General features: G+C 67.1%; 18 protein-coding genes. 6 read left to right on the plus strand and 12 right to left on the minus strand.

Features of this window, described 5'->3' with window-relative positions:
- Window positions 1-10 precede the first annotated feature (10 nt).
- From CFB34_RS23275 to flhD, 5 genes are all read right to left on the minus strand, one after another.
- Window positions 11-388: a response regulator gene (locus CFB34_RS23275; RefSeq protein ID WP_089438976.1), complete on the minus strand. Its 378-nt coding sequence runs from the start codon at window positions 386-388 to the stop codon at window positions 11-13.
- A 24-nt stretch (window positions 389-412) separates the two neighbouring features.
- Complete coding sequence (motB, locus tag CFB34_RS23280; RefSeq protein WP_089438975.1) at window positions 413-1435, minus strand: flagellar motor protein MotB; 1023 nt, start codon at window positions 1433-1435, stop codon at window positions 413-415.
- 13 nt (window positions 1436-1448) lie between these two features.
- Window positions 1449-2309, minus strand: a complete 861-nt coding sequence (gene motA / locus CFB34_RS23285) for a flagellar motor stator protein MotA (RefSeq protein ID WP_011350592.1) — start codon at window positions 2307-2309, stop codon at window positions 1449-1451.
- A gap of 168 nt (window positions 2310-2477) precedes the next feature.
- Window positions 2478-3032: a flagellar transcriptional regulator FlhC gene (gene flhC, locus CFB34_RS23290; protein WP_034209584.1), complete on the minus strand. Its 555-nt coding sequence runs from the start codon at window positions 3030-3032 to the stop codon at window positions 2478-2480.
- A gap of 92 nt (window positions 3033-3124) precedes the next feature.
- On the minus strand, window positions 3125-3445 hold the full coding sequence (flhD, locus tag CFB34_RS23295; protein ID WP_011350590.1) for a flagellar transcriptional regulator FlhD: 321 nt from the start codon (window positions 3443-3445) through the stop codon (window positions 3125-3127).
- A 664-nt stretch (window positions 3446-4109) separates the two neighbouring features.
- Between flhD and CFB34_RS23300 the strand changes: the two genes are divergently transcribed.
- Window positions 4110-5174, plus strand: a complete 1065-nt coding sequence (locus tag CFB34_RS23300; RefSeq protein WP_046547453.1) for a glycosyltransferase family 4 protein — start codon at window positions 4110-4112, stop codon at window positions 5172-5174.
- 106 nt (window positions 5175-5280) lie between these two features.
- On the opposite strand, the gene CFB34_RS23305 is transcribed toward CFB34_RS23300, so the two are convergent.
- Window positions 5281-5577, minus strand: coding sequence for an H-NS histone family protein (locus CFB34_RS23305; protein ID WP_021162849.1), 297 nt, complete (start codon window positions 5575-5577; stop codon window positions 5281-5283).
- Window positions 5578-5876: 299 nt separating this feature from the next.
- Between CFB34_RS23305 and aqpZ the strand changes: the two genes are divergently transcribed.
- A complete protein-coding gene (aqpZ, locus tag CFB34_RS23310) occupies window positions 5877-6617 on the plus strand; it encodes an aquaporin Z (RefSeq protein WP_089438973.1) in 741 nt (246 codons plus the stop codon).
- 118 nt (window positions 6618-6735) lie between these two features.
- Here the strand turns inward: aqpZ and CFB34_RS23315 are convergent, their stop codons facing one another.
- Together CFB34_RS23315 and CFB34_RS23320 are read right to left on the minus strand one after the other, a co-directional pair.
- Window positions 6736-7560, minus strand: coding sequence for a Cof-type HAD-IIB family hydrolase (locus CFB34_RS23315; protein WP_089438972.1), 825 nt, complete (start codon window positions 7558-7560; stop codon window positions 6736-6738).
- Between the two features lie 136 nt (window positions 7561-7696).
- Entirely contained in the window at window positions 7697-8578 is an 882-nt protein-coding gene (locus CFB34_RS23320; protein ID WP_089438971.1) for a BadF/BadG/BcrA/BcrD ATPase family protein, read from the minus strand.
- 142 nt (window positions 8579-8720) lie between these two features.
- Between CFB34_RS23320 and CFB34_RS23325 the strand changes: the two genes are divergently transcribed.
- Window positions 8721-9323 (plus strand): DNA-3-methyladenine glycosylase I, encoded by a 603-nt coding sequence (locus tag CFB34_RS23325; protein WP_089430453.1) that lies wholly within the window; start codon window positions 8721-8723, stop codon window positions 9321-9323.
- 121 nt (window positions 9324-9444) lie between these two features.
- Here the strand turns inward: CFB34_RS23325 and rpsU are convergent, their stop codons facing one another.
- Window positions 9445-9657, minus strand: coding sequence for a 30S ribosomal protein S21 (rpsU, locus tag CFB34_RS23330; protein ID WP_006401410.1), 213 nt, complete (start codon window positions 9655-9657; stop codon window positions 9445-9447).
- Between the two features lie 543 nt (window positions 9658-10200).
- On the opposite strand from rpsU, the gene CFB34_RS23335 reads away from it, so the two are divergent.
- From CFB34_RS23335 to CFB34_RS23345, 3 genes are all read left to right on the plus strand, one after another.
- Window positions 10201-11019, plus strand: coding sequence for a flagellin domain-containing protein (locus CFB34_RS23335; protein WP_089438970.1), 819 nt, complete (start codon window positions 10201-10203; stop codon window positions 11017-11019).
- A 193-nt stretch (window positions 11020-11212) separates the two neighbouring features.
- Window positions 11213-12631, plus strand: coding sequence for a flagellar filament capping protein FliD (gene fliD / locus CFB34_RS23340; protein ID WP_089438969.1), 1419 nt, complete (start codon window positions 11213-11215; stop codon window positions 12629-12631).
- Window positions 12632-12659: 28 nt separating this feature from the next.
- A complete protein-coding gene (locus tag CFB34_RS23345; protein ID WP_089438968.1) occupies window positions 12660-12956 on the plus strand; it encodes a flagellar protein FliT in 297 nt (98 codons plus the stop codon).
- 243 nt (window positions 12957-13199) lie between these two features.
- Here CFB34_RS23345 and CFB34_RS23350 read toward each other — a convergent pair whose 3' ends face one another.
- The 3 genes from CFB34_RS23350 to CFB34_RS23360 form a co-directional block, all read right to left on the minus strand.
- Complete coding sequence (locus tag CFB34_RS23350; protein ID WP_089438967.1) at window positions 13200-15686, minus strand: tetratricopeptide repeat protein; 2487 nt, start codon at window positions 15684-15686, stop codon at window positions 13200-13202.
- A complete protein-coding gene (locus tag CFB34_RS23355) occupies window positions 15683-17881 on the minus strand; it encodes a glycosyltransferase family 41 protein (protein WP_089438966.1) in 2199 nt (732 codons plus the stop codon). Before CFB34_RS23355 ends, CFB34_RS23350 begins: the two co-directional genes overlap by 4 nt.
- A 244-nt stretch (window positions 17882-18125) precedes the next feature.
- Window positions 18126-19913 carry a tetratricopeptide repeat protein gene (locus CFB34_RS23360; protein ID WP_089438965.1) on the minus strand — a complete coding sequence of 596 codons (1788 nt, stop codon included), beginning with the start codon at window positions 19911-19913 and terminating at the stop codon, window positions 18126-18128.
- Window positions 19914-19995: the final 82 nt, after the last annotated feature.

Raw genomic sequence — 19995 nt, forward strand, 5'->3', positions numbered from 1 at the left:
CGCGTGAATGTCAGGAGGCGGCCGGCTCGGACAGCGACGCGACCAGGTCGACCAGCACGGCGGGGTCGATCGGCTTTTCGATCCAGCCGGTCGCGCCCGCGTCGCGTGCGGCGTCCTTGAACGCGTCGCTGCCTTCGGTCGTCAGCACGAGGATCGGCGTTTCCGAATAGGCAGTGAGCTTGCGCAGCGCGGCGATCACTTCCAGCCCGCTCTTGCGCGGCATGTTCTGGTCGGTCAGCACCAGGTCGTACGGCACGGTGGCCGCCAGGTCGAAGCCGGCCTCGCCGTCCGGCGCCACCGTCACGTCGTAGCCGGCCTGCATCAGCGTTGCCTGCAGCAGCGCACGCATGGTCGCGGAGTCGTCGATGGCGAGAATGGTTCGGATCATGTCTGTCTCGGAATCTTGTCGATATCAGGGTTTCGGCACGGCGACGGCGGACGCCGCGAGCGCCGGGCGCACGGCCGGCGCCGGGGCCAGCTGCTGCGCGAGCTGCTGCGAGCCGGCCGCATCGGCCGACAGCGTCGTGGTCGTCGCATCGTCGCGCATCAGCGCCTCTTCGGATTTGCGGTTCAGCACGATCACGCTGATCCGGCGGTTTTCCGGATCGAGCGGGTCGGCCTTGTTCAGGTTCTGGGTCGACGCGAGGCCGAGCACGCGCAGCACTTTCGCCTCGCCCATGCCGCCGGCGATCAGCTCGCGGCGCGACGCGTTCGCGCGGTCGGCCGACAGCTCCCAGTTGCTGTAGCCGCCCTCGCCGCCCGCGTACGGCACGGCGTCGGTGTGGCCCTGGACGATGATCCGGTTCGGCACGTCGTTCAGCGTCTTGCCGATCTCGCGCAGGATGTCGCGCATGTACGGCTCGACGTGGTCGCTCGACATCGCGAACATCGGCCGCTTCTGCGAATCGACGATCTCGATGCGCAGCCCCATCAGCGTGGAATCGATGCGGATCTGCTGCTTGAACTGGCGCAGCGTCGGGTTGGCCTCGATCGCGGCCATCAGCTTGATCTGCAGGTCGTGCAGGCGCGCCTGCTCGAGCCGGTCCTGCGCGGCCTGCGCGTTCTGCTGCGAGCGGGAATGCTCGTCGCCCATCTTCGCGAGGCGTTCGGCGAGCTGCGTGGTGCCGTCGGTGCGGCGCAGCGTGCCGGCGTCGACGCTCGACAGGTCGCGGCCGCCGCCGTTGATGATGCTGGAATCCTGCGAGCTGCGGTCGCCGCTGCCGAACAGCGCGGCCTTCAGCGGCGTGTTGAAGTATTCGGCGATCCCCTTCAGCTGCACCGGCGTGACCGAGCTCAGCAGCCACATCAGCAGGAAGAACGCCATCATCGCGGTCATGAAGTCCGCGTACGCGAGCTTCCAGGCGCCGCCGTGGTGGCCCTTCTTCGCCGGGGCCACCCGCTTGACGACGATTGCGCGATCCTTGCTCTTGCTCATTGGGCGCTCCGCGTCACTTCGCCTTCACGCGGCGCACATGTTCTTCGAGCTCGGAGAACGACGGGCGCTCGGTCGAGAACAGCACCTTGCGGCCGAACTCGACCGCGATCGCCGGCGCATAGCCGTTCAGCGTCGCGAGGATCGTCACCTTGATGCACTGGAACATCTTGGTCGACTCGGCGACGCGCTGCTCCGCGAGGCTCGCGAGCGGCCCGATCAGCCCGTACGACAGCAGGATCCCGAGGAACGTGCCGACCAGCGCCTGCGCGATCATCGCGCCGAGCACCGCGGGCGGCTTGTCGGCCGACGCCATCGTGTGCACGACGCCCATCACGGCCGCGACGATACCGAACGCCGGCATCGCGTCGCCGACGCGCATCAGCGCATGCGCGGGGCCTTCGCCTTCCGCGTGGTGCGTCTCGATCTCCTCGTCCATCAGGCTCTCGATCTCGAACGCGTTCATGTTGCCGCCCACCATCAGGCGCAGGTAGTCGGTCAGGAATTCGACGATGTGGTGATCGGCGAGGATCTTCGGGTATTGCGTGAAGATCGGGCTCTTTTCCGGGTCGTCGATGTCGGCCTCGAGCGTGAGCGTGCCTTCCTTGCGTGCCTTCGCGAGCAGCACGTAAAGAAGCGCCATCAGCTCCATGTAGACATCCTTCGTGTATTTCGAGCCCTTGAAGAGCGTCGGCAGCACGCGCAGCGTGGCCTTGATGGTCTTGCCGCCGTTGCCGAGGATGAACGCGCCGACACCCGCGCCCACGATCATCAGGATCTCGACGGGCTGGATCAAGGCGCCCAGATGCCCGCCTGCCAGCGCATAACCGCCGAAGACGGACAACAGCGTCACGAGTGTTCCCACGATAATCAGCACTGCCTGTCCCTCACGAATGACCGGCGGGGAGACCGCCGTTAAACAGGTTTACGGCAGTCGGCAGGAAAACTTTCGCGGGCGGCCAGGCGGCGGCCCGACGGTGTTTACCAGCAATTCGCAGACGATTCGCGCCATCCGGCGCGGCCTGAACGCCCCGCCCGGCGCTGCTCAGGCCGCGGCAGCGGCCAGTTCGGCGCGCGCGGCGGCGGCCTTGCGGGTCTTGCCCGCGCGCGACGGCGGCTGGCAGAGGCCGCAGACGAAACCTTGATGTGGATCATGCGCATGCGCGACGAAGTGACCGCCGCAGCGCGTGCACGGGGTCATCTGCAGCATCCCCGAATCGAAGAAGCGCACGAGCGTCCACGCGCGCGTGAGGCTCAGCGCGGCCTCGTCGCCGGACAGGTTCACGTGCTCCAGATAGAGCCGGTACGCCTTCACGATCGACTGGATCGGCTCGCAGCGGCCGTGGTCCTGCATGAACCGGTAGATGTTGTAGAACAGCGACGAGTGGATGTTCGGCTGCCACGTCATGAACCAGTCGGTCGAGAACGGCAGCATCCCCTTCGGCGGCGACACGCCCTTCAGTTCCTTGTACAGCTTGATCAGACGGTCCCGCGACAGGCTCGTCTCCGCTTCCAGCAGTTGCAGCCGGGCGCCCAGTTCGATCAGTTCGATGGCGAGGGTGATTTCCTTCACCTCGATCACGACGCTTTTGCTTGCCATGGTGATAACCGTCCGCTTGACGTTATTCGGATGGATGGCCAATACGCTGCCCACCGGCGCGGCACGCCGGGACACACGCAAGGCGGGATGGATCAGCGGACGCCTTCGACCTGCTGCCCGGCCATCAGGATGGCCGAGTGGGCGTGCGCGACGACATCGCTGCGGCCCTTGTCGGCGAGCGACGAGAGCAGCGCATGATCATCGAAGCGGAAGCGGCACAGCATCTGGTTCGACGCGGCCAGCTTCACGGTCTGTGCGAGCGTGAGGTTGGCGAGCACGTCGGCGAGTTCCTGGGAAATGCCCATGCGGAACATGCCCATCGCTTTGTCTTCCCGCAGCAGGCGTTGCGCGAGGAGGAGGTACGACAGGTTGACCTCTTTGATCTCACTGAGCATTTCGCTGGTAGCGCTCATGATTCCCCCGTTAAAGAGCTTTGCTTTGGCCATTCGTGTTATGAAAACGTTTGCTCGATCAGAGCGCTCTTGGCGCTCAGTCGGCTCGTTTATAGTCTTACAGGGCGAATTTTGGCCAAACGGCATTTATGCCGGTATCAGCGAAGTGGCGTATGCCATGCAGGATTTGTCTGTAAACCGTGTAGGAATTTTTCCGACAAGGCGAATTGGAAGGGGCAAGCGGGGAAGCGCGTGGCAGCAAGGATTCGGCTGCGATGTGTCCGATGGCCTCCATTCATTACCGGAAGGCTTGCCGACAAGGCTGCCGGCAATCGGATCGGTAAAAATTATAGTGCTTTTTCACGAAGACGCAACAATAGTTGCGTCTATCTCCATTCCTGTTTCCGCGCCCTTTTTATCGGGGTTTTCGCGTATTTCATCGTGTAACAAGCCTTAAGTGTTTGAAAAAACACTCGAACCCCTCAGGGCGATATCGATAATGGACTCCAATGGGCGGCGGCGCGAGCCGTGCCGGCCCGCCCCGCAGCTTGCCGTCCGGCGCCCCGCGCACCCCGCCCAGGGCACGGCCACGTACCGCCAACCGCGTACGCCGGCGAGTTCCGCAACGTTGCACGGGATCCGCATCGGCGCCCCCGCGCCCCCGGATCGAAACAGGAGAACATCCATGCGAATTGCCCAGATCGCGCCGCTTTACGAAGCCGTCCCGCCGAAACTCTACGGCGGCACCGAGCGTGTCGTGTCCTACCTCACCGAAGCGCTCGTCGATCTCGGCCACGACGTGACCCTGTTCGCCAGCGGCGACTCCGTCACGTCGGCCCGTCTCGAGGCGGCCTGGCCGCGCGCACTGCGGCTCGACCCGTCGATCCGCGATTCGATGGCGCCCCATATGCGGCTCCTCGAAAAGGTGGCCCGGGTCGCGCACGAATTCGACGTGCTGCACTTTCACCTCGACTACCTGCCGTTCCCGCTGATGTCGCGCCTCGACACGCCGTACGTGACGACGCTGCACGGCCGCCTCGACCTGCCGGAACTGCAGCCGGTGTTCGACGCGTTCCCGGACGCGCCGGTCGTGTCGATCTCGAACAACCAGCGCAAGCCGCTGCCGCAGGCCGCGTGGGCCGGCACCGTGTATCACGGGCTGCCCGACACGCTGCTCACGCCGCAACCGGGCGTGAAGCCCGAGTACCTCGCGTTCCTCGGCCGGATCTGCCCGGAAAAGCGCGTCGACACCGCGATCCGGATCGCCGCGCAAAGCGGGCTGCCGCTGAAGATCGCCGCGAAGGTCGACAAGGCCGACGCCGACTACTTCAAGGAAGTGATCGAGCCGTTGCTCGACCAGGCGCACGTCGAATTCATCGGCGAGATCAACGAGGCGCAGAAGCCCGCGTTCCTGTCCGGCGCGAAGGCGCTGCTGTTCCCGATCGACTGGCCGGAGCCGTTCGGCCTGGTGATGATCGAGGCGATGGCCTGCGGCACGCCGGTCGTCGCGTTCAACCGCGGCTCGGTGCCCGAGGTGATCGAGGACGGCGTGACCGGCTTCATCGTCGAGGACGTGCAGGGCGCGGTCGGCGCGCTGCACCGGATCGACAGCCTGTCGCGCACCGCCATCCGCGAACGTTTCGATACGCGCTTCAGCTCGAAAGCCATGGCGCAGCGATATGTCGAAACTTACGAATCGCTTTGCACGGGAGCCCGTCAACCGGCATTGCGCCGGGTCGCCGGCGCCTGACACGGAATGCCGCAAGGAAATATGTCGTAATCCAATCCCGCGCCGAAATTGGCGCGGATAACAAAAGAGCCGCATCTCGATGCGGCTCTTTTGTTTGGGCTTTCGGTCATTCGATGAGGAAACGATCGCGGTTTTTACCGACGATCCAATTCGGCGGCTTGCCTCGCCCGCTCCAGGTCGCACCCGACTTCGGATCGCGATATTTCGGGGGCAGCGGCGCCTTCTTCGGCGGACGACCGCGCTTCGCTCGCTCCGCGAAGCCCAGATCCTGGGCGGTCAGCCCATATTCGGCAATCTTTTGCTGGACTTCCGCAATCACCGCCGCCACTTCCTGGCGGCGTACATCGTCCGCCTGGGCTTGCAGATCGGCGATCTGCGCCTTGAGTTTCGCGTATTGAGACATTGTTTGACTCCCCTTTTGATGATGCGGACCCGGCGAATCCGGCCGGGACACCAACATCCGTTACGCCATCCGCACTGCCGCCCTGCCCTTCGAAATTAATGCTGTCATCTTTAACCGAATCGGCTATATCGAGAATGCGGACTTATTCTAATAAAAGGCATTCGTCAGCTATTCAAATTTAACAATCGTTGACCCTCCCCCACCCGATTCATTTCCTATAATCCAGACCAATTCCGGGTGACGGTTTAAATCCGTCGCGTCGTCCGGTTGTCTTCAATCCACTTGAACGAGGTCCTTACATGAATCTTTCTCAGCGTCTCGCTGCAGAGGTATTCGGCACGTTCTGGCTGGTGCTCGGCGGGTGCGGAAGCGCCGTGCTGGCCGCCGCCTTTCCGGGCCTCGGCATCGGCTTTGCCGGCGTCGCACTTGCCTTCGGCCTGACTGTGCTGACGATGGCATTCGCAATTGGCCACATTTCGGGCTGCCACCTGAACCCGGCGGTGAGCGTCGGCCTGACGGTCGCCGGCCGCTTCCCCGCCCGCGATCTCGTGCCGTACATCGTCGCGCAGGTGGTCGGCGCGACGCTCGGCGCGTTCGTGCTGTACCTGATCGCGACCGGCAAGCCGGGCTTCGACGTCGTCGGCAGCGGCTTTGCGACGAACGGCTTCGGCGAGCGCTCGCCCGGCCACTACGCACTCAGTTCGGCGTTCATTTGCGAAGTCGTGATGACGGGCTTCTTCCTGTTCGTGATCCTGGGCGCCACCGACAAGCGCGCGCCGGCCGGCTTTGCGCCGATCGCGATCGGCCTGTGCCTGACGCTGATCCACCTGATCTCGATTCCGGTCACCAACACGTCGGTGAACCCGGCCCGCTCGACCGGCCCGGCGCTGTTCGTGGGCGGCGATGCGATCGGCCAGCTCTGGCTATTCTGGGTGGCGCCGATCATCGGCGCGGCACTCGCCGGGATCATCTATCCGCTGGTCGCGGGGCGTGACAACGCCGTCGACCTGCTGCCGGCATCGGCTCGCACAAGCGAATAAAACACTACGGGGTCAAGCGAGCAGAGCAGCGAGCCTCACGCTGTCGAAGAAGATCGAGGCAGGTTATTTCGACGGGCGCCACTGGCGCCCGTTTTTCATTTCCGCCCCGGCAGGGCGCTCAGGAAGCGGCGACGTTGTCTTCGAGCGAGAACAGCGTGCGCAGGTGGCGGGCCACGCCCGCATCGAAGTTGTTGCCGATCCGCGGGATGTGCGGGAGCCGCGCGATCAGGTCGGGATTCGCGTTGTTCATCATGAACGCGTGGCCGGCGGTTTCGAGCAGATCGATATCGTTCATGTTGTCGCCGAACGCGATGCAGTGGCCGGTGTCGACGCCGAGCCGTGCGAGCACCGAGCGCAACGCGCGGCCCTTCGACACGTTCGCGGTCATCACCTCGAGGCAGTCGGGCAGCGAGTAAGTGACGTACAGCGCATCGCCGAAGCGCACGCGCATCTGCTCGGCGACGGCCGCCAGATCGGCCGGATCGCCGATGTACAGCACCTTCGCGATATCCGCGCCGTCATGCGCGGGCATGTCGATCACGTCGTAACGGAAGCCCGAATCCTGGTGGAATTCGAGCAGGTGCGGCGCATCGCGGTCGATCAGCCAGCCCTGGTCGGTGAACAGGTTGACGATCACGCGACCGTGCGCGCCGACGACCTCGGGCTGCACCAGGCCGCGGACGATTGCCGGATCGATGTCCTGCGCATGGATCGTCGTGTCGTCCGGCGCATGCACGCGCGCGCCGTTCGACGTGATCAGGTACGGCCGGATGCCGAGCACGTCGCGAATGCCGGCGACGTCCGCGTAATGGCGCCCGGTGGCGATCACGAACTGCAGGCCGTCGCGGTCGAGCCGGCGGACGGTGTCGATCGTGTACGGATCGAGCTGGTGATCGCTGTTCAGCAGGGTACCGTCGAGATCGGTGGCGATGACTTTGTACATGGGACGGGAGAAAGGCGCTCAGGGCTCTGCGGAACGGCCATTTTAACGTCGGGCCCGGCTGCCCGCCGGATGGTTCCCGGCCGACTGCCGCCTGCGGCGCGGTTGCGGTGTGCTGCCCTCCCGCCTCGACACGCCGTCAGCGCCCTTCCGCCGCCCGCAGCGCCTGCAGCGCGAGCCGCAGCGCGCCGTGCGCGGAATCGTCGAGCGGTGCGCGCAGCCGGGCGGCATGACACGCCGGCACGGCCGGTGCGAGGGCATCCGCCAATCCGCCGCACAGCGCGACCGGCAGCGCCTGCTGCGGATCGAGCGCGTCGATCATCTTGCCGATCTCGTCGCCCGCCTGCGCGATCAGCGCGCTCGCGACCGGATGCGCACGATGCGCGAACACGATCGGCGCAAGCCGCGCGTAGATCGTCTGGTTCGCATCGCACGACCACTGGACGAGCGCGTCGCGATCCTGCGCGCCCGTTTCCGCCAGCAGCGCGCTGGCGAACGCATCGCGCGGCACGCGGCCGTCGAGCGCCTGCTGCGCATACGCGAGCGCGCGCATGCCGAGCCATGCGCCGCTCGCCTCGTCGCCGGACGGGAAGCCGAAGCCGCCGGCGATCCGGCACGCGCCGGCCGCATCGAGCGCGGCGGCGATGCTGCCGGTGCCGAGCGCGACGATCAGCCCCGGCGCGCCGCCGTGGGCGCCGACGACGGTCGTATAGGCGTCGCTTTCGACCGCGAGCGCGCCGAGCGGCGCCTGCGCGCGGAACGCGGCCAGCCACGCCGCATTGTTGACGCCCGCGAGCCCGCAGCCGAGCGCGCACTGCGACCAGTCGAACGCATAACCGGCCTGGGTGAATGCGTCCGCGCAGGCTGCGCCGATCGACGCCCACGCGCGCTCGATGCCGAGCCCGAGCCCCGACGGGCCGCCGCGCCCCTGCGCGAGCTCGCGCCCGTGCCGGTCGGCCAGCACCGCGCGCGTGCCCGTGCCGCCGCCGTCGATGCCGATCGCAAAAAGTAATGCCGCCATGCCTTCATCCCGCTGATTCGAACAGGCGCCAAGCTTAACCGGATCGGCGCCGTGCGCCCATCTGCCGTTCGGCCGGCTGTTCCATGAAAAGGGCTTCCGCTATGCTGACGCGATCGAATCGAAACGGAAAGCGAGGCAGACGATGTCGCAGCGGTGCAACTGGGTGAAGACGGAAGCGGATGCTCACTATCACGATACCGAGTGGGGCGTGCCGTCGCACGACGATCGCCACCTGTTCGAAATGCTGATCCTGGAAGGCGCGCAGGCCGGGTTGTCGTGGTCGACGATCCTGAACAAGCGCGCGGGCTATCGTGAAGCCTTTGCGGATTTCGACGTCGATGCCGTCGCGCGCTTCACGCCGAAACGTATCGAGAAGCTGCTGGAGAATCCCGGCATCGTGCGCAACCGCGCGAAGGTCGAATCGGCGGTCACCAATGCGCGCGCCGTGCAGCGCATCCGCGAAGAGCACGGGTCGCTCGCCGCGTTCCTGTGGTCGTTCGTCGGCGATACGCCGGTCCAGAACGCGTGGCAGTCGTACCGCGACGCGCCCGCGTCGACCGAACAGTCCGACGCGCTCAGCAAAGCGCTGAAGGCGTACGGCTGCAAGTTCGTCGGGTCGACGATCTGCTATGCGCTGATGCAGGCCACCGGCATGGTCAACGATCACGAGGTCGGTTGCCCGTGCCACGCGCAATGCGCGGCGCTCGGCGGCAAGCCGGCCGCACGCCGGCGCAAGGCGGGCTGACGGGGCGAGGCGGGCCGGAGCCGCCACGGCCCCGGGATTTTCCCGGACCCCAAAAGCAAAACGGCGGAGCGGCTTCTTTCGAAGCACGCTCCGCCGTTTCGCGGCGAACCGTAAGACGCTCTTAGTGGAGCTTCTTCGGCAGCATCTGGCTGCGCAGGCGCTTGTGCAGGCGCTTGACGGCTGCTGCCTTCTTGCGCTTGCGGACTGCGGTCGGCTTTTCGTAGGACTGGCGTTCGCGCAGTTCAGCGATCAGGCCATTTTTTTCGATAGCACGGCGAAAGCGGCGAATCGCCACTTCGAACGGCTCGTTTTCTTTCAGAAGAATCGTCGTCATGTCGTTCCTAAATTGCTTAAACGGTCAAAAACGTAGCGGCCAAGCGCCACGCACCGGCCATCCGAGCGTCCCCACAAACAGGCGAAACGAGCGGAAATACGGCCTCGGAGGCCGGAAAAGAGAGGCGGAAAGCACCGCGAGTACGCTTCACAACCGCGTGCAGCGCCGCGTTTGACTGCCAGCAGACATGCCGAAAACGGCAGAGGCTTGACAGAAATCTCAATTCAGCCCGCCATCATAGCAGAGAATCACAGACAAAACTACCCTTTTGCATTCCCCGGTTCGTCGCTCCGCGTGGCGCAGCCGCTCACCGCGTCGAACGGGGCCGGGCGCCGCGCCTGCCGGCGGCCCGGCCGGCCAAGCCGGGCGGGCCTTTCGGCCGACAGCCATCCTTCCGTCCCGAATTTACCCAAACATCCCTCTAAAGTTTTCGCCGGGTGCCGCCGTCAACCAGGAAAGGCGGGCAGCGCCAGTCGCGATAAAGCGCAACGCCGAAATCAGAACCTGTCTGTATCCCAGGCATTTTCCAAAACGAGGAAGCAAATGCTGAACATCAACACCAACATCCTTTCGCTGACGACGCAGACGAATCTGTCGGGCTCGCAAAGCGCACTGTCGCAAGCAATCAACCGCCTGTCGTCGGGCAAGCGCATCAACACCGCTGCTGACGATGCAGCCGGCCTGGCGATCTCGACGTCGCAAACGGCGGCAATCAATGCGCTGACGCAAGGTGTTGCAAACGCGAACAACGGCATCTCGATGATCCAGACCGCCAACGGCGCGCTGCAATCGACGGTCGACAACCTGCAGCGTATCCGTACGCTGGCGCAACAAGCCGGCGACGGCTCGCTGGATTCGAGCGCTCGCGCGAACCTGCAAGCTGAAGTGTCGACGCGTCTCGGCGAAATCGACCGTGTCGCATCGCAAACGACGTTCAACAGCCAGACCATCCTGGGCGGCGCAGGCAGCGTCACGTTCCAGATCGGCGCAGCAGCGAACCAGGTCGTTACCGTCGACTTCGGCACGGCGAACTGGAACAGCACGGGCATGAGCGTGAACACCCTGAGCGTCGCCACCCAGTCGGGCGCGCAATCGGCGATCACGGCAATCGACGCGGCACTGAAGCAAGTCAACACGTTCCAGGCAACGCTCGGCGCAGCACAGAACACGTTCCAGGCTGCGATCTCGACGACGCAAACCCAGGCAACCAACATGACCGCCGCTCGCTCGCAGATCACCGACGCGGACTTCGCGACGGAAACGGCGAACCTGAGCAAGGCGCAAGTGCTGCAACAAGCCGGTATCTCGGTTCTGGCGCAAGCGAACTCGCTGCCGCAGCAAGTCCTGAAGCTCCTCGGCTAATCGAGCAGCACCCGCGGCGGGCCACGCGCCCGCCCGCCTCCGGGCCCGGCGGCGTCGCCATGCAACGCATCGCGACACCGCCGAACCCGCCCGGACCAGAATTTTCCAGGGAGGCACGCCTCCCTCTTTGCATTGAACCGCGGCGCCCCGCCGCATCGCGCACGTTGATTGCGCGGACGACCGGAGCAACGGCATGGCCACCACGACCCCCGTCAGCAGCACGGACATCACCACCCTCCTGTCGCAGGCCGGACAGTCGATCATCAGCGGCGCGACCAATTCGTCGCTCGACGTCAACACGCTCGTCACGACGCTGGTGAACGCGAAGACGGCCGGGCAATTGCAGACCCTGCAGACCCGCCAGACGAACGACAACACGCAGCTGTCCGCGATCGGCCAGTTGAAGGGTGCGCTGTCCGCGCTGCAGACCGCGCTCACCGGCCTCTCGAACGGCACCACGCTCGGCAGCCTGGCCGCGACGGCGAGCGGCAGCGGTGTCGCGACGACGGTCACGAGCGGCAGCGGCGCGGTGGCCGGTTCGTATTCGGTCAATGTCACGCAGCTCGCGACCGCCAACAAGCTGTCGTCGGCCGGCGTGACGTCGGCGGACACGATCTCGGCCGGCTCGCTGAGCATCACGTTCGGCAGCAACCCCGCGTTCAACGTCAACGTGGCGGCCGGCGCATCGCTGTCCGACATCGCGTCGTCGATCAACTCCGCGTCCGGCAATGCCGGCGTCACCGCGTCGGTCATCACCGGTTCGGACGGCCAGCATCTCGTGATGCAGTCGAACGCCACCGGCGCGGCCAACACGATCTCGATCTCGGGCACGGGCGTCAACTCGAAACTGACGTCGGGGTACACGACGGTCACGCCGGCCGCCGACGCGAAGCTGACGATCGACGGCACGCCGGTGTCGAGCGCGTCGAACAACGTGACGGGCGCGCTGACGGGCGTCACGCTGGCGCTGTCGCAGGCCGCTGTCGGCACGACGCAAACCGTCACGCTGTCGCAGGACACGGCCGCGGCGACGACCGCGATCACCAATTTCGCGACCGCGTATACCAACTTCGTGACTACCGCGAAATCGCTGACGAGCTACGACCCGACGGCGAAGACCGCCGGCCCGCTGCTCGGCGACGCGATGATGAACACGATCAGGAACACGCTCGCGACGACGCTCAGCAGCGGCGTCACGACGGGCGGCACGACCTATGCGCTCGGCAGCATCGGCATCAACGTGGACTCGACCGGCGCGATGTCGGTCGACACCGCCGCGCTGACCACCGCGCTCAAGTCGAACAGTTCCGCGGTGACGGCGATCTTCAACCAGACGAACGGCATCGCCCAGGCGCTCAATGCGAACATCAACACGTACACGCAGACGTCCGGCCTGATCGACCAGCGCACCACCGCGATCAATGCCGACCTGACGAGCGTGCAGAATCAGGCCACGCAACTGCAGACCTACTCGAACCAGCTGACCACGCAATACACCGCGCAGTTCACCGCGCTGAACACGCTGATGGCGCAGATGGCAAACAACACCCGCTACCTGACCCAGCTGTTCGGCGGCCAGAACAGCGCGGGCGCGATGGCCACCAACAAGTAAGTCGCAACCGCACCGAACGGAACTGACCATGACGAACGACACCCTGTCCCGCGCCTTCGACCTGACCCGTGCCATGCAGTCGGCGGCGGACGCACGCGACTGGGTGCGCGTCGCGGCCCTCGTCGACGAACGCTCGCCGCTGCTGATGAACCTGACCGGCGAGCAGACCCCGGACGCGCTGGACCAGGTGCGGCAGATCATGGCGATCGACGCGTCGATCACCGAGCATGCGCAGACGGACCGTGACCGCCTGGCTGCGGAATTTGCGCAGTCCCAGGAGCGAATCAAGGCCGCGAGCCAGTACCAGCAGGCCGGCTTGCTGTGACCGGCCGGGCGTCGCGCCCGCCGCGCAGGTCGAATTAAAAGACGCCGCCAGTCGAGCGGACCGTTGTCGCCGTACCGTCGAGCCGCTTCAATGCGGCTTTTTTTTTCGCCGACGGGCGGCAGCGCGAGCCGGATCGCGCCGGCTACGCCCGCGTCGCCCGCTTGACGGCCGCGTCGATCATCTCGGGCCGCCGGCCCGATGATGCGCGAGCGTGGCTTCCAGCCGTGGCGCGATCCCCGCTCGTCACGCGCCCCCGGGCGCCGTCTCGCCGGCCGCGTAGCGGGCCCACATGCCGTGCAGCGCGTCCTCCAGGTTGCGCGCGAAGCGCGCCGCGTCGCACAGCGGCGACGCGAGCGCGCGCTCGCGCAGCGTTGCACGCAGCGTCGCCAGCCCGTCGCGGTCGCGCGCGAACGCGACGGCCTTCGCGAGGTACGCCGCCTCGTCTTCCGCGATCCATTCGCCCATGCCCGCCGCGTGCAGCAGGCTCTCGCAAATGTGCGTGACGAAGCGGCTGCCCTTCATCCCGAGCACCGGCACGCCCATCCACAGCGCTTCGGCGGTGGTCGTGCCGCCCGGGTACGGGAACGGGCTCAGCGCGATGTCGATGCGGTTATACGCGGCGAAATACTCCGCACGCGGCGAACCGCCTTCGAGAATCAGCCGCTCCGCGCCGATGCCGTGCCGCGCGAAGCGCTCGAGCGTCGCCTGGTTCACGTCGCCGGCGCCGAGCTCATGGGCCTTCAGCAGCAGGCGCGCGTCCGGCAGCGCGTGCAGGATGCGCGACCACAGCGCGACGACCTCGTCGCTGATCTTGATCAGCTTGCCGAAACAGCCGAACGTGACGCCGCCATGAGCCGCCATCGGCAGCGGGCCGACCGCGACATCGTACGGCGGCGGCGTGAAGCACAGGTAGCTGTCCGGCAGCCGCCACGGCCGCTCGGTGAAGTGATGCGCCTCGTCGGCCGGTAGCGTATGCGCATCGCCGATGAAATAGTCGATCGCGCGGCAACCGGTCGTCGCGAAGAAACCGAGCCAGCTCGCCTGCACCGGCGCGGGCTTGTGCCCGAAGATCGGCAGGCCGCTCCAGTTGGTATGGCCTGCCATATCGATCAGGATGTCGATGCCGTCGTCGCGAATCAGTTGCGCGGCCTCCTCGCGGCCCAGGCTGACCACCTTCTTCCAGCTCCCGAAGTTCGGCCGGAGCCGCGTGGTCACATCGTCCTCGCCGACGAACGTCACATAGGCGTGCGGCTCGATGCGCAACCGGTCGATCCGCGCGAGCACGCTTTCCAGGAAGATGCCGACCGGGTGCTGGCGCAGGTCGCCCGACACGAAGCCGACGCGTAGCGGCCGCCCCTGCGCCTGCGCGACGCGCTGCGCGCGGTCGTGCTCGAACGGACGCGCGTCGCGCTCGAGATGCTCGCCGTAGCGGCGCGCTTCGGCGACCCACTCCTGCGGCTCGAACGCGGGCGAACTCGACATGTTGAACAGCATCCGCGAGTACGCGCGATGCAGGTCGAACCGAATCGCCGCGCGGAATGCGTCCAGCGCGCCGGCGAGATCGCCTTTCGCCCACAGGATGTCGCCGAGCGTCATCTGGACCTTCAGCGGATCGATGCCGAGCGCCCGCGCGATCTCGGTGTGCTTCATCGCTTCGTCGAGCTTCTCGAGCCGAAACAGCGCGGCGGCGAGGTTGTGATGCGCGTCGGCATCGTCCGGGTTCAGGTCGATCGCATGCCGGTGGCTCAACTCCGCGGCGGCCAGCAAGTTGAGGTTGTGATACGCGAAGCCGAGGAAGTTGTATGCGTCGGCCAGTTCGGGATCAAGCTCGATCGCACGCCGGCACACCTGCACCGCCTGCCCGTATTCGCCCTGCTGGTTGCGCAAATCGCCGAGCCACGCCCATGCCCGTGCATGCGCAGGGTCGATCGCGACCGCCTGCTCGAGCAGTTCGAGCGCCTTGTCGAAATCGCCGATGCGCTGCAGCAGCCTGGCCAGTACGCAGTGCGCGTCCGCGTCGCCCGGATCGAGCCCCTCGCGCGCATGGTCGACCGCACCCCGCAGATCACCCGCCGCGCGCAGCGTCGCGCTCAACCCCTGGTGCGCGACGCGGAAGCCCGGTTGCAGCGCGATGGCGCGACGATAGGCCTCCGCGGCATCGTCGAATTTCTCCTGCGCATGCAGCGCGTTGCCGAGATTGCAGTACGCATCCGCGTACTGCGGCTGGTGCGCGACCGCCTTGGCGTAGCTCGCGGCCGCCGCTTCGTGCTCGCCCAGATCCTGCAGCGCGTTGCCGAGGTTGTTGTATGCCTGCGCGTAACCGGGCCGCAGCTCGATCGCGCGCGCACAGCTCTGCATCGCAGCCGTCGGTTCGCGCGCGTCGCGCAACGCGTTGCCGAGGTTGTTGTGCGCTTCCGGATAGTCCGGCCGCAGCCCCACCGCGCGACGATAGTGCGCGATCGCGTCATCGAGCCGGCCGCTTTCGCGCAGCATGTTGCCCAGGTTGTTGAAGTACGACGCGTCCGGCCGCGCGACGAGCGATTGCTCCATCAGTGCGAGCCCCGCGTCGTACTGCTTCAGCTGGCACGCCAGCAGCCCGAGGAAATGCAGCGCATCCGGCTGGCCCGGCTGCGCGGTGAGGATCGCGTCGTACAGCGTCTTCGCTTCGGCGAGACGCCCTGCCTGGTGATGCGCCAGCGCCGCCTGCAGCGTGTCGTGGATATCGTTCATGCTTCGTGTTCCGAGTTCGTATAGCGTTGCCACATGCCGATGAACGCCGCTTCGAGATGCGCGGCGAACCGGCGCGCGTCGCACAGCGGCGACGCGAGCAGCTGCGCGCGCAGCCCGGCGCGCAGCGTCGCCAGCTGCTCGCGATCGAGCACCGCCGCGATCGCCTTCGCGACGTAGGCGTCCTCGCCGTCAGCAACCCATTCGCCCATGCCCGCCGCGTGCAGCACGCTCTCGCAGATGTGCGTAACGAACCGGCTGCCCTTCATGCCGAGCACCGGCACGCCCATCCACAGCGCTTCGGCGGAGGTCGTGCCGCCCGGGTACGGGAACGGGCTCAGCGCGACATCGATGCGGTTATAGGCGCCGAAGTATTCCGCGCGCGGCGAACCGCCCTCGAGGATCAGCCGGTCCGCGTCGATGCCATGCCGCGCGAAGCGTGCGGCGGTCGCGTCGCGCACGCCATCGCGGCCGAGTTCGTGCGCCTTGAGCAGCAGCCGCGCGTCCGGCAGCGCGTGCAGGATGCGCGACCACGCGCGCACGACGTCGTCGCCGACCTTCACGAGCTGGCCGAAGCAACCGAACGTCGGACGGCCGCTCGCCGCCATCGGCAGCGGGCCGACCTCGACGTCGCAGGCCGGCGGCGTGAAGCACAGGAAGCTGTCCGGCAGCCGCCATGGCTGCTCGACGAAGTGATGCGCTTCGGCGTCCGGCAGCGTGTAGCGATCGCCGATGAAGTAGTCGATCGCGTCGCAGCCGGTCGACGCGAAAAAGCCCAGCCAGCTCGCCTGTACCGGCGCGGGTTTCCAGCCGAACACGGCCAACCCGCTCGACTGCGTATGGCCCGCGAGGTCGACGAGGACGTCGATTTCGTCGTCGCGAATCATCCGCGCGGCCGCGTCCGGACCCAGCGCGGCGATCGAGCGCCAGCCGCTCGCGTGCGGCTTCAGTTTCGCGGTGATCGCGTCCTCCACGTCCGTGGTCACGTACACGCGCAGGTCGATGCGCGTGCGCTCGAGGTGCGCCAGCACGCTTTCCAGGAAGATGCCGACCGGATGCAGGCGCAGGTCGCCGGACACGAAGCCGACACGCAGCGGCCGCCCCTGCGCGCGCGCGGCCCGCTCGCGCGGATCGTGCGTAAAGCGCGTCGAACGCGCGGCCAGGTGCCGGCCGTAGCGCCGCGCGTCGGCCAGGTAGTCGGCGGGGTTCACGCAAGCAGACGCCGCCGCGCTGAACAGCAGCCGGTTCAGCACGGTCGCCGCGACGTCGTCGGCGTCGTCGTGCACCAGCGCAAGCGCATCGCGATACGCGTGGACCGCGGCATCGACGTTGCCCTGCGCGCGCAGGATGTCGCCGAGATTGACGTGCATCAACACGGCCGGCGGGCCGGCCTGCAACGCCTGCCGGCAATACACGAGCGCCTCGTCGAGCCGCTGCAGCTTCAGCAGCACGACGGACAGGTTATGGCACGCGCCGGCGTCCGCCGGATTCAGCGTGACGGCCGTGCGATGGCTCGCCTGCGCCGCGTCGAGCCGATCCAGTCCGTGATACGCGTTGCCCGCGTGGTTGTGCGCTTCGGCGAGGTTCGGCGCGAGCCGGATCGCGTCCTGCGCATGCGCGAGCGCTTCCGCGCAGCGCAGTTGCTTGTGACGCACGGCGCTCAGGTTCGCGTGGGCCATCGCCATCGACGGGTCCAGCTCGATCGCGCGGCCGTAATGCGTGGCGGCGCCGTCAAGGTCGCCCAGATCCTGCAGCGCGTTGCCGAGGTTGTTGTATGCCTGTGCGTAATCGGGCCGCAGCTCGATCGCGCGTGCGCAGCTCGCCATGGCAGCCGTCGGCTCGCGCGCGTCGCGCAACGCGTTGCCGAGGTTGTTGTGCGCCTCCGGGTAATCCGGCCGCAGCGCCACCGCGCGACGGTAGTGCGCGATCGCGTCGTCGAGCCGGCCGCTTTCGCGCAGCATGTTGCCGAGGTTGTTGAAGTACGACGCGTCCGGCCGCGCGACGAGCGATTGCTCCATCAGTGCGAGCCCCGCGTCGTACTGCTTCAGCTGGCACGCCAGCAGCCCGAGGAAATGCAGCGCATCCGGCTGGCCCGGCTGCGCGGTGAGGATCGTGTCGTACAGCGTCTTCGCTTCCGCGAGACGCCCGGCCTGATGATGCGCGAGCGCCGCCTGCAATGCCTGTCCTGTTCCGTCCATCTCGTCTGCTCTGCTCAATAGGGATGCGTTTCGCGTCGTCCGAAGTCGATCAGCCGGCGGCCGTGCCCGATCGTCACGGCCGATGCCGCCGTCCCATCGCGCACCATCCCGACGACGGTGTCGCGCACGCGCCACCGGCCGGAATGACGATCACGTCGGCCGGCGCGGTGTTCAGCGCGAGGGGCGCGATGTTCCGCTTGCCGCCGGCGTGGAAATGCCCACGCGCGTCACGTCGTGAGCGGCCTCACACGGAGGCGCCCGGCGCGGCTTCGACGTGCTGCGCCCACATGCCGTGCAGTGCATCCTCGAAGTGGCGCGCGAAGCGGGGCGCGTCGCACAGCGGCGACGCGAGCACCTGCGCGCGCAGCGTCGTGCGCAGCGCCGCCAGCTCGGCAGGCTGGCCGACCCGCGCGACGGCCTGCGCAACATATGCGTCATCGTCGTCCGCGATCCACTCGGGCAGCCGCGCCGCATGCAGCAGGCTCTCGGCGATGTGCGACAGGAAGCGCTCGCCGCGCCGGCACAGCACGGGCACGCCCATCCACAGCGCTTCGGCGGTCGTCGTGCCGCCCGGATACGGGAACGGGCTCAGCATCAGGTCGACGCGCCGGTACGCGGCCAGGTACTCGGCGCGCGGCGAGCGGCCTTCGAGGATCAGGCGCCGCGCGTCGATGCCGTGCGCCGCGAAGCGCGCGGCCAGCGCCTGCTGCTCGCGCGGATCGTCGAGATGCTCGGCCTTCACGAACAGCTTCGCGCCCGCGACCGATTGCAGCACGCGCGACCAGACCGCGACGACGCGATCGGTGATCTTCGCGAGGTTGCCGAAATAGCCGAAGGTCGGATGGCCGTTCGCGAGCATCGGCAGCGCGCCGACGTCGACAGGCTCGGCCGGCGGCGTGAAGCACAGATAGCTGTCCGGCAGATGCCACGGCCGCTCGGTGAAATGCGCGGCCTCGGCGGGCGGCAGCACGTGACGGTCGCCGATCACATAGTCGATCGCGCGCACGCCGGTGCTCGCGAAATAACCGGGCCAGCTCGCCTGCAGCGGCGCCGGCTTCCACGCGAACAGCGGCAGGCGGTTGTGGACCGTGTGGCCCGCCGCGTCGAGCAGCACGTCGATGCGGTCCGCGCGGATACGCGCGGCCGCCGCTTCGTCGCTCAGGCCGGCAATGCAGGTCCACGTCGCGAAGGCCGGCTTCAGGCGGGCGGTCACGTCGTCCTCGACGTCGCGCGTCGGGTACGCATGCATCTCGATCCGGTTCGCGTCGAGATGCTTCAGCATGCTCTCGATGAAATAGCCGACCGGATGCGCCTTCAGGTCGCCCGACACGATGCCGACCTTCAGCGGCCGCCCGGCGCGGGCGGTCAGGTCGACGAGCCAGTCCGTCCGCGGCGTCGCGCTCCGCGTGACGACTTCGTCGTAGCGCGCGGCCTCGGCGAGATAGGCGTCCTGATCGAACCCTTCGCTGCAGTGGCTCGCGAACAGCAGGTTGCTGCGCGGCTCCGGCAATTCGGGGCGCAGCGCGACCGCGTGCCGGTAAGCCTCGAGCGCGGCCGGAATCTCGTTCAGGTCGAACAGCGCGTTCGCAAGGTTGTTGTAGGCCTGGCCGTTGTCCGGCTTCAGCGCGATGGCCTGGCAGAACGCATCGACGGCCGCGCGGGCGTCGCCGGCGAGCCGCAGCGCGTTGCCGCGGTTGTTGTACGCATCGACGTAATCGGGTCGCAGCTCGATGGCGAGCCGGAAGCACTCGGCGGCGGCGGCGTGACGGTTGTCCGCCTGCATCACGTTGCCGAGGTTGTAGTAATAGATCGCGTCGGGCTTGACCTCGATCGCCGCCATGATCAGGTCGGATGCCTCCCGATAGCGCCCGTACTGATGGCCGATGAGGCCGAGGAGGTGAAGCGCGTCCGCGTGCCGGGGATCGGTGTCGAGGATCCGCCGGTACAGCGTCTCGGCCTCTTCCAGCCGGTCGGCCTGATGGTGCGCCAGCGCCTGTTCGATCGTGGCGGCGGCGGGGGAGGTGGGCATCATGATGCTTAGGTCGTCCTGGTAGCCAATACGGGATTCGAATCGCGGCCGGCACCGCTGCGTCGGCGCACGCCTTCGCTCGCGG

The sequence above is a fragment of the Burkholderia sp. HI4860 genome (assembly GCF_002223045.2).
Classification (GTDB): Bacteria; Pseudomonadota; Gammaproteobacteria; order Burkholderiales; family Burkholderiaceae; genus Burkholderia.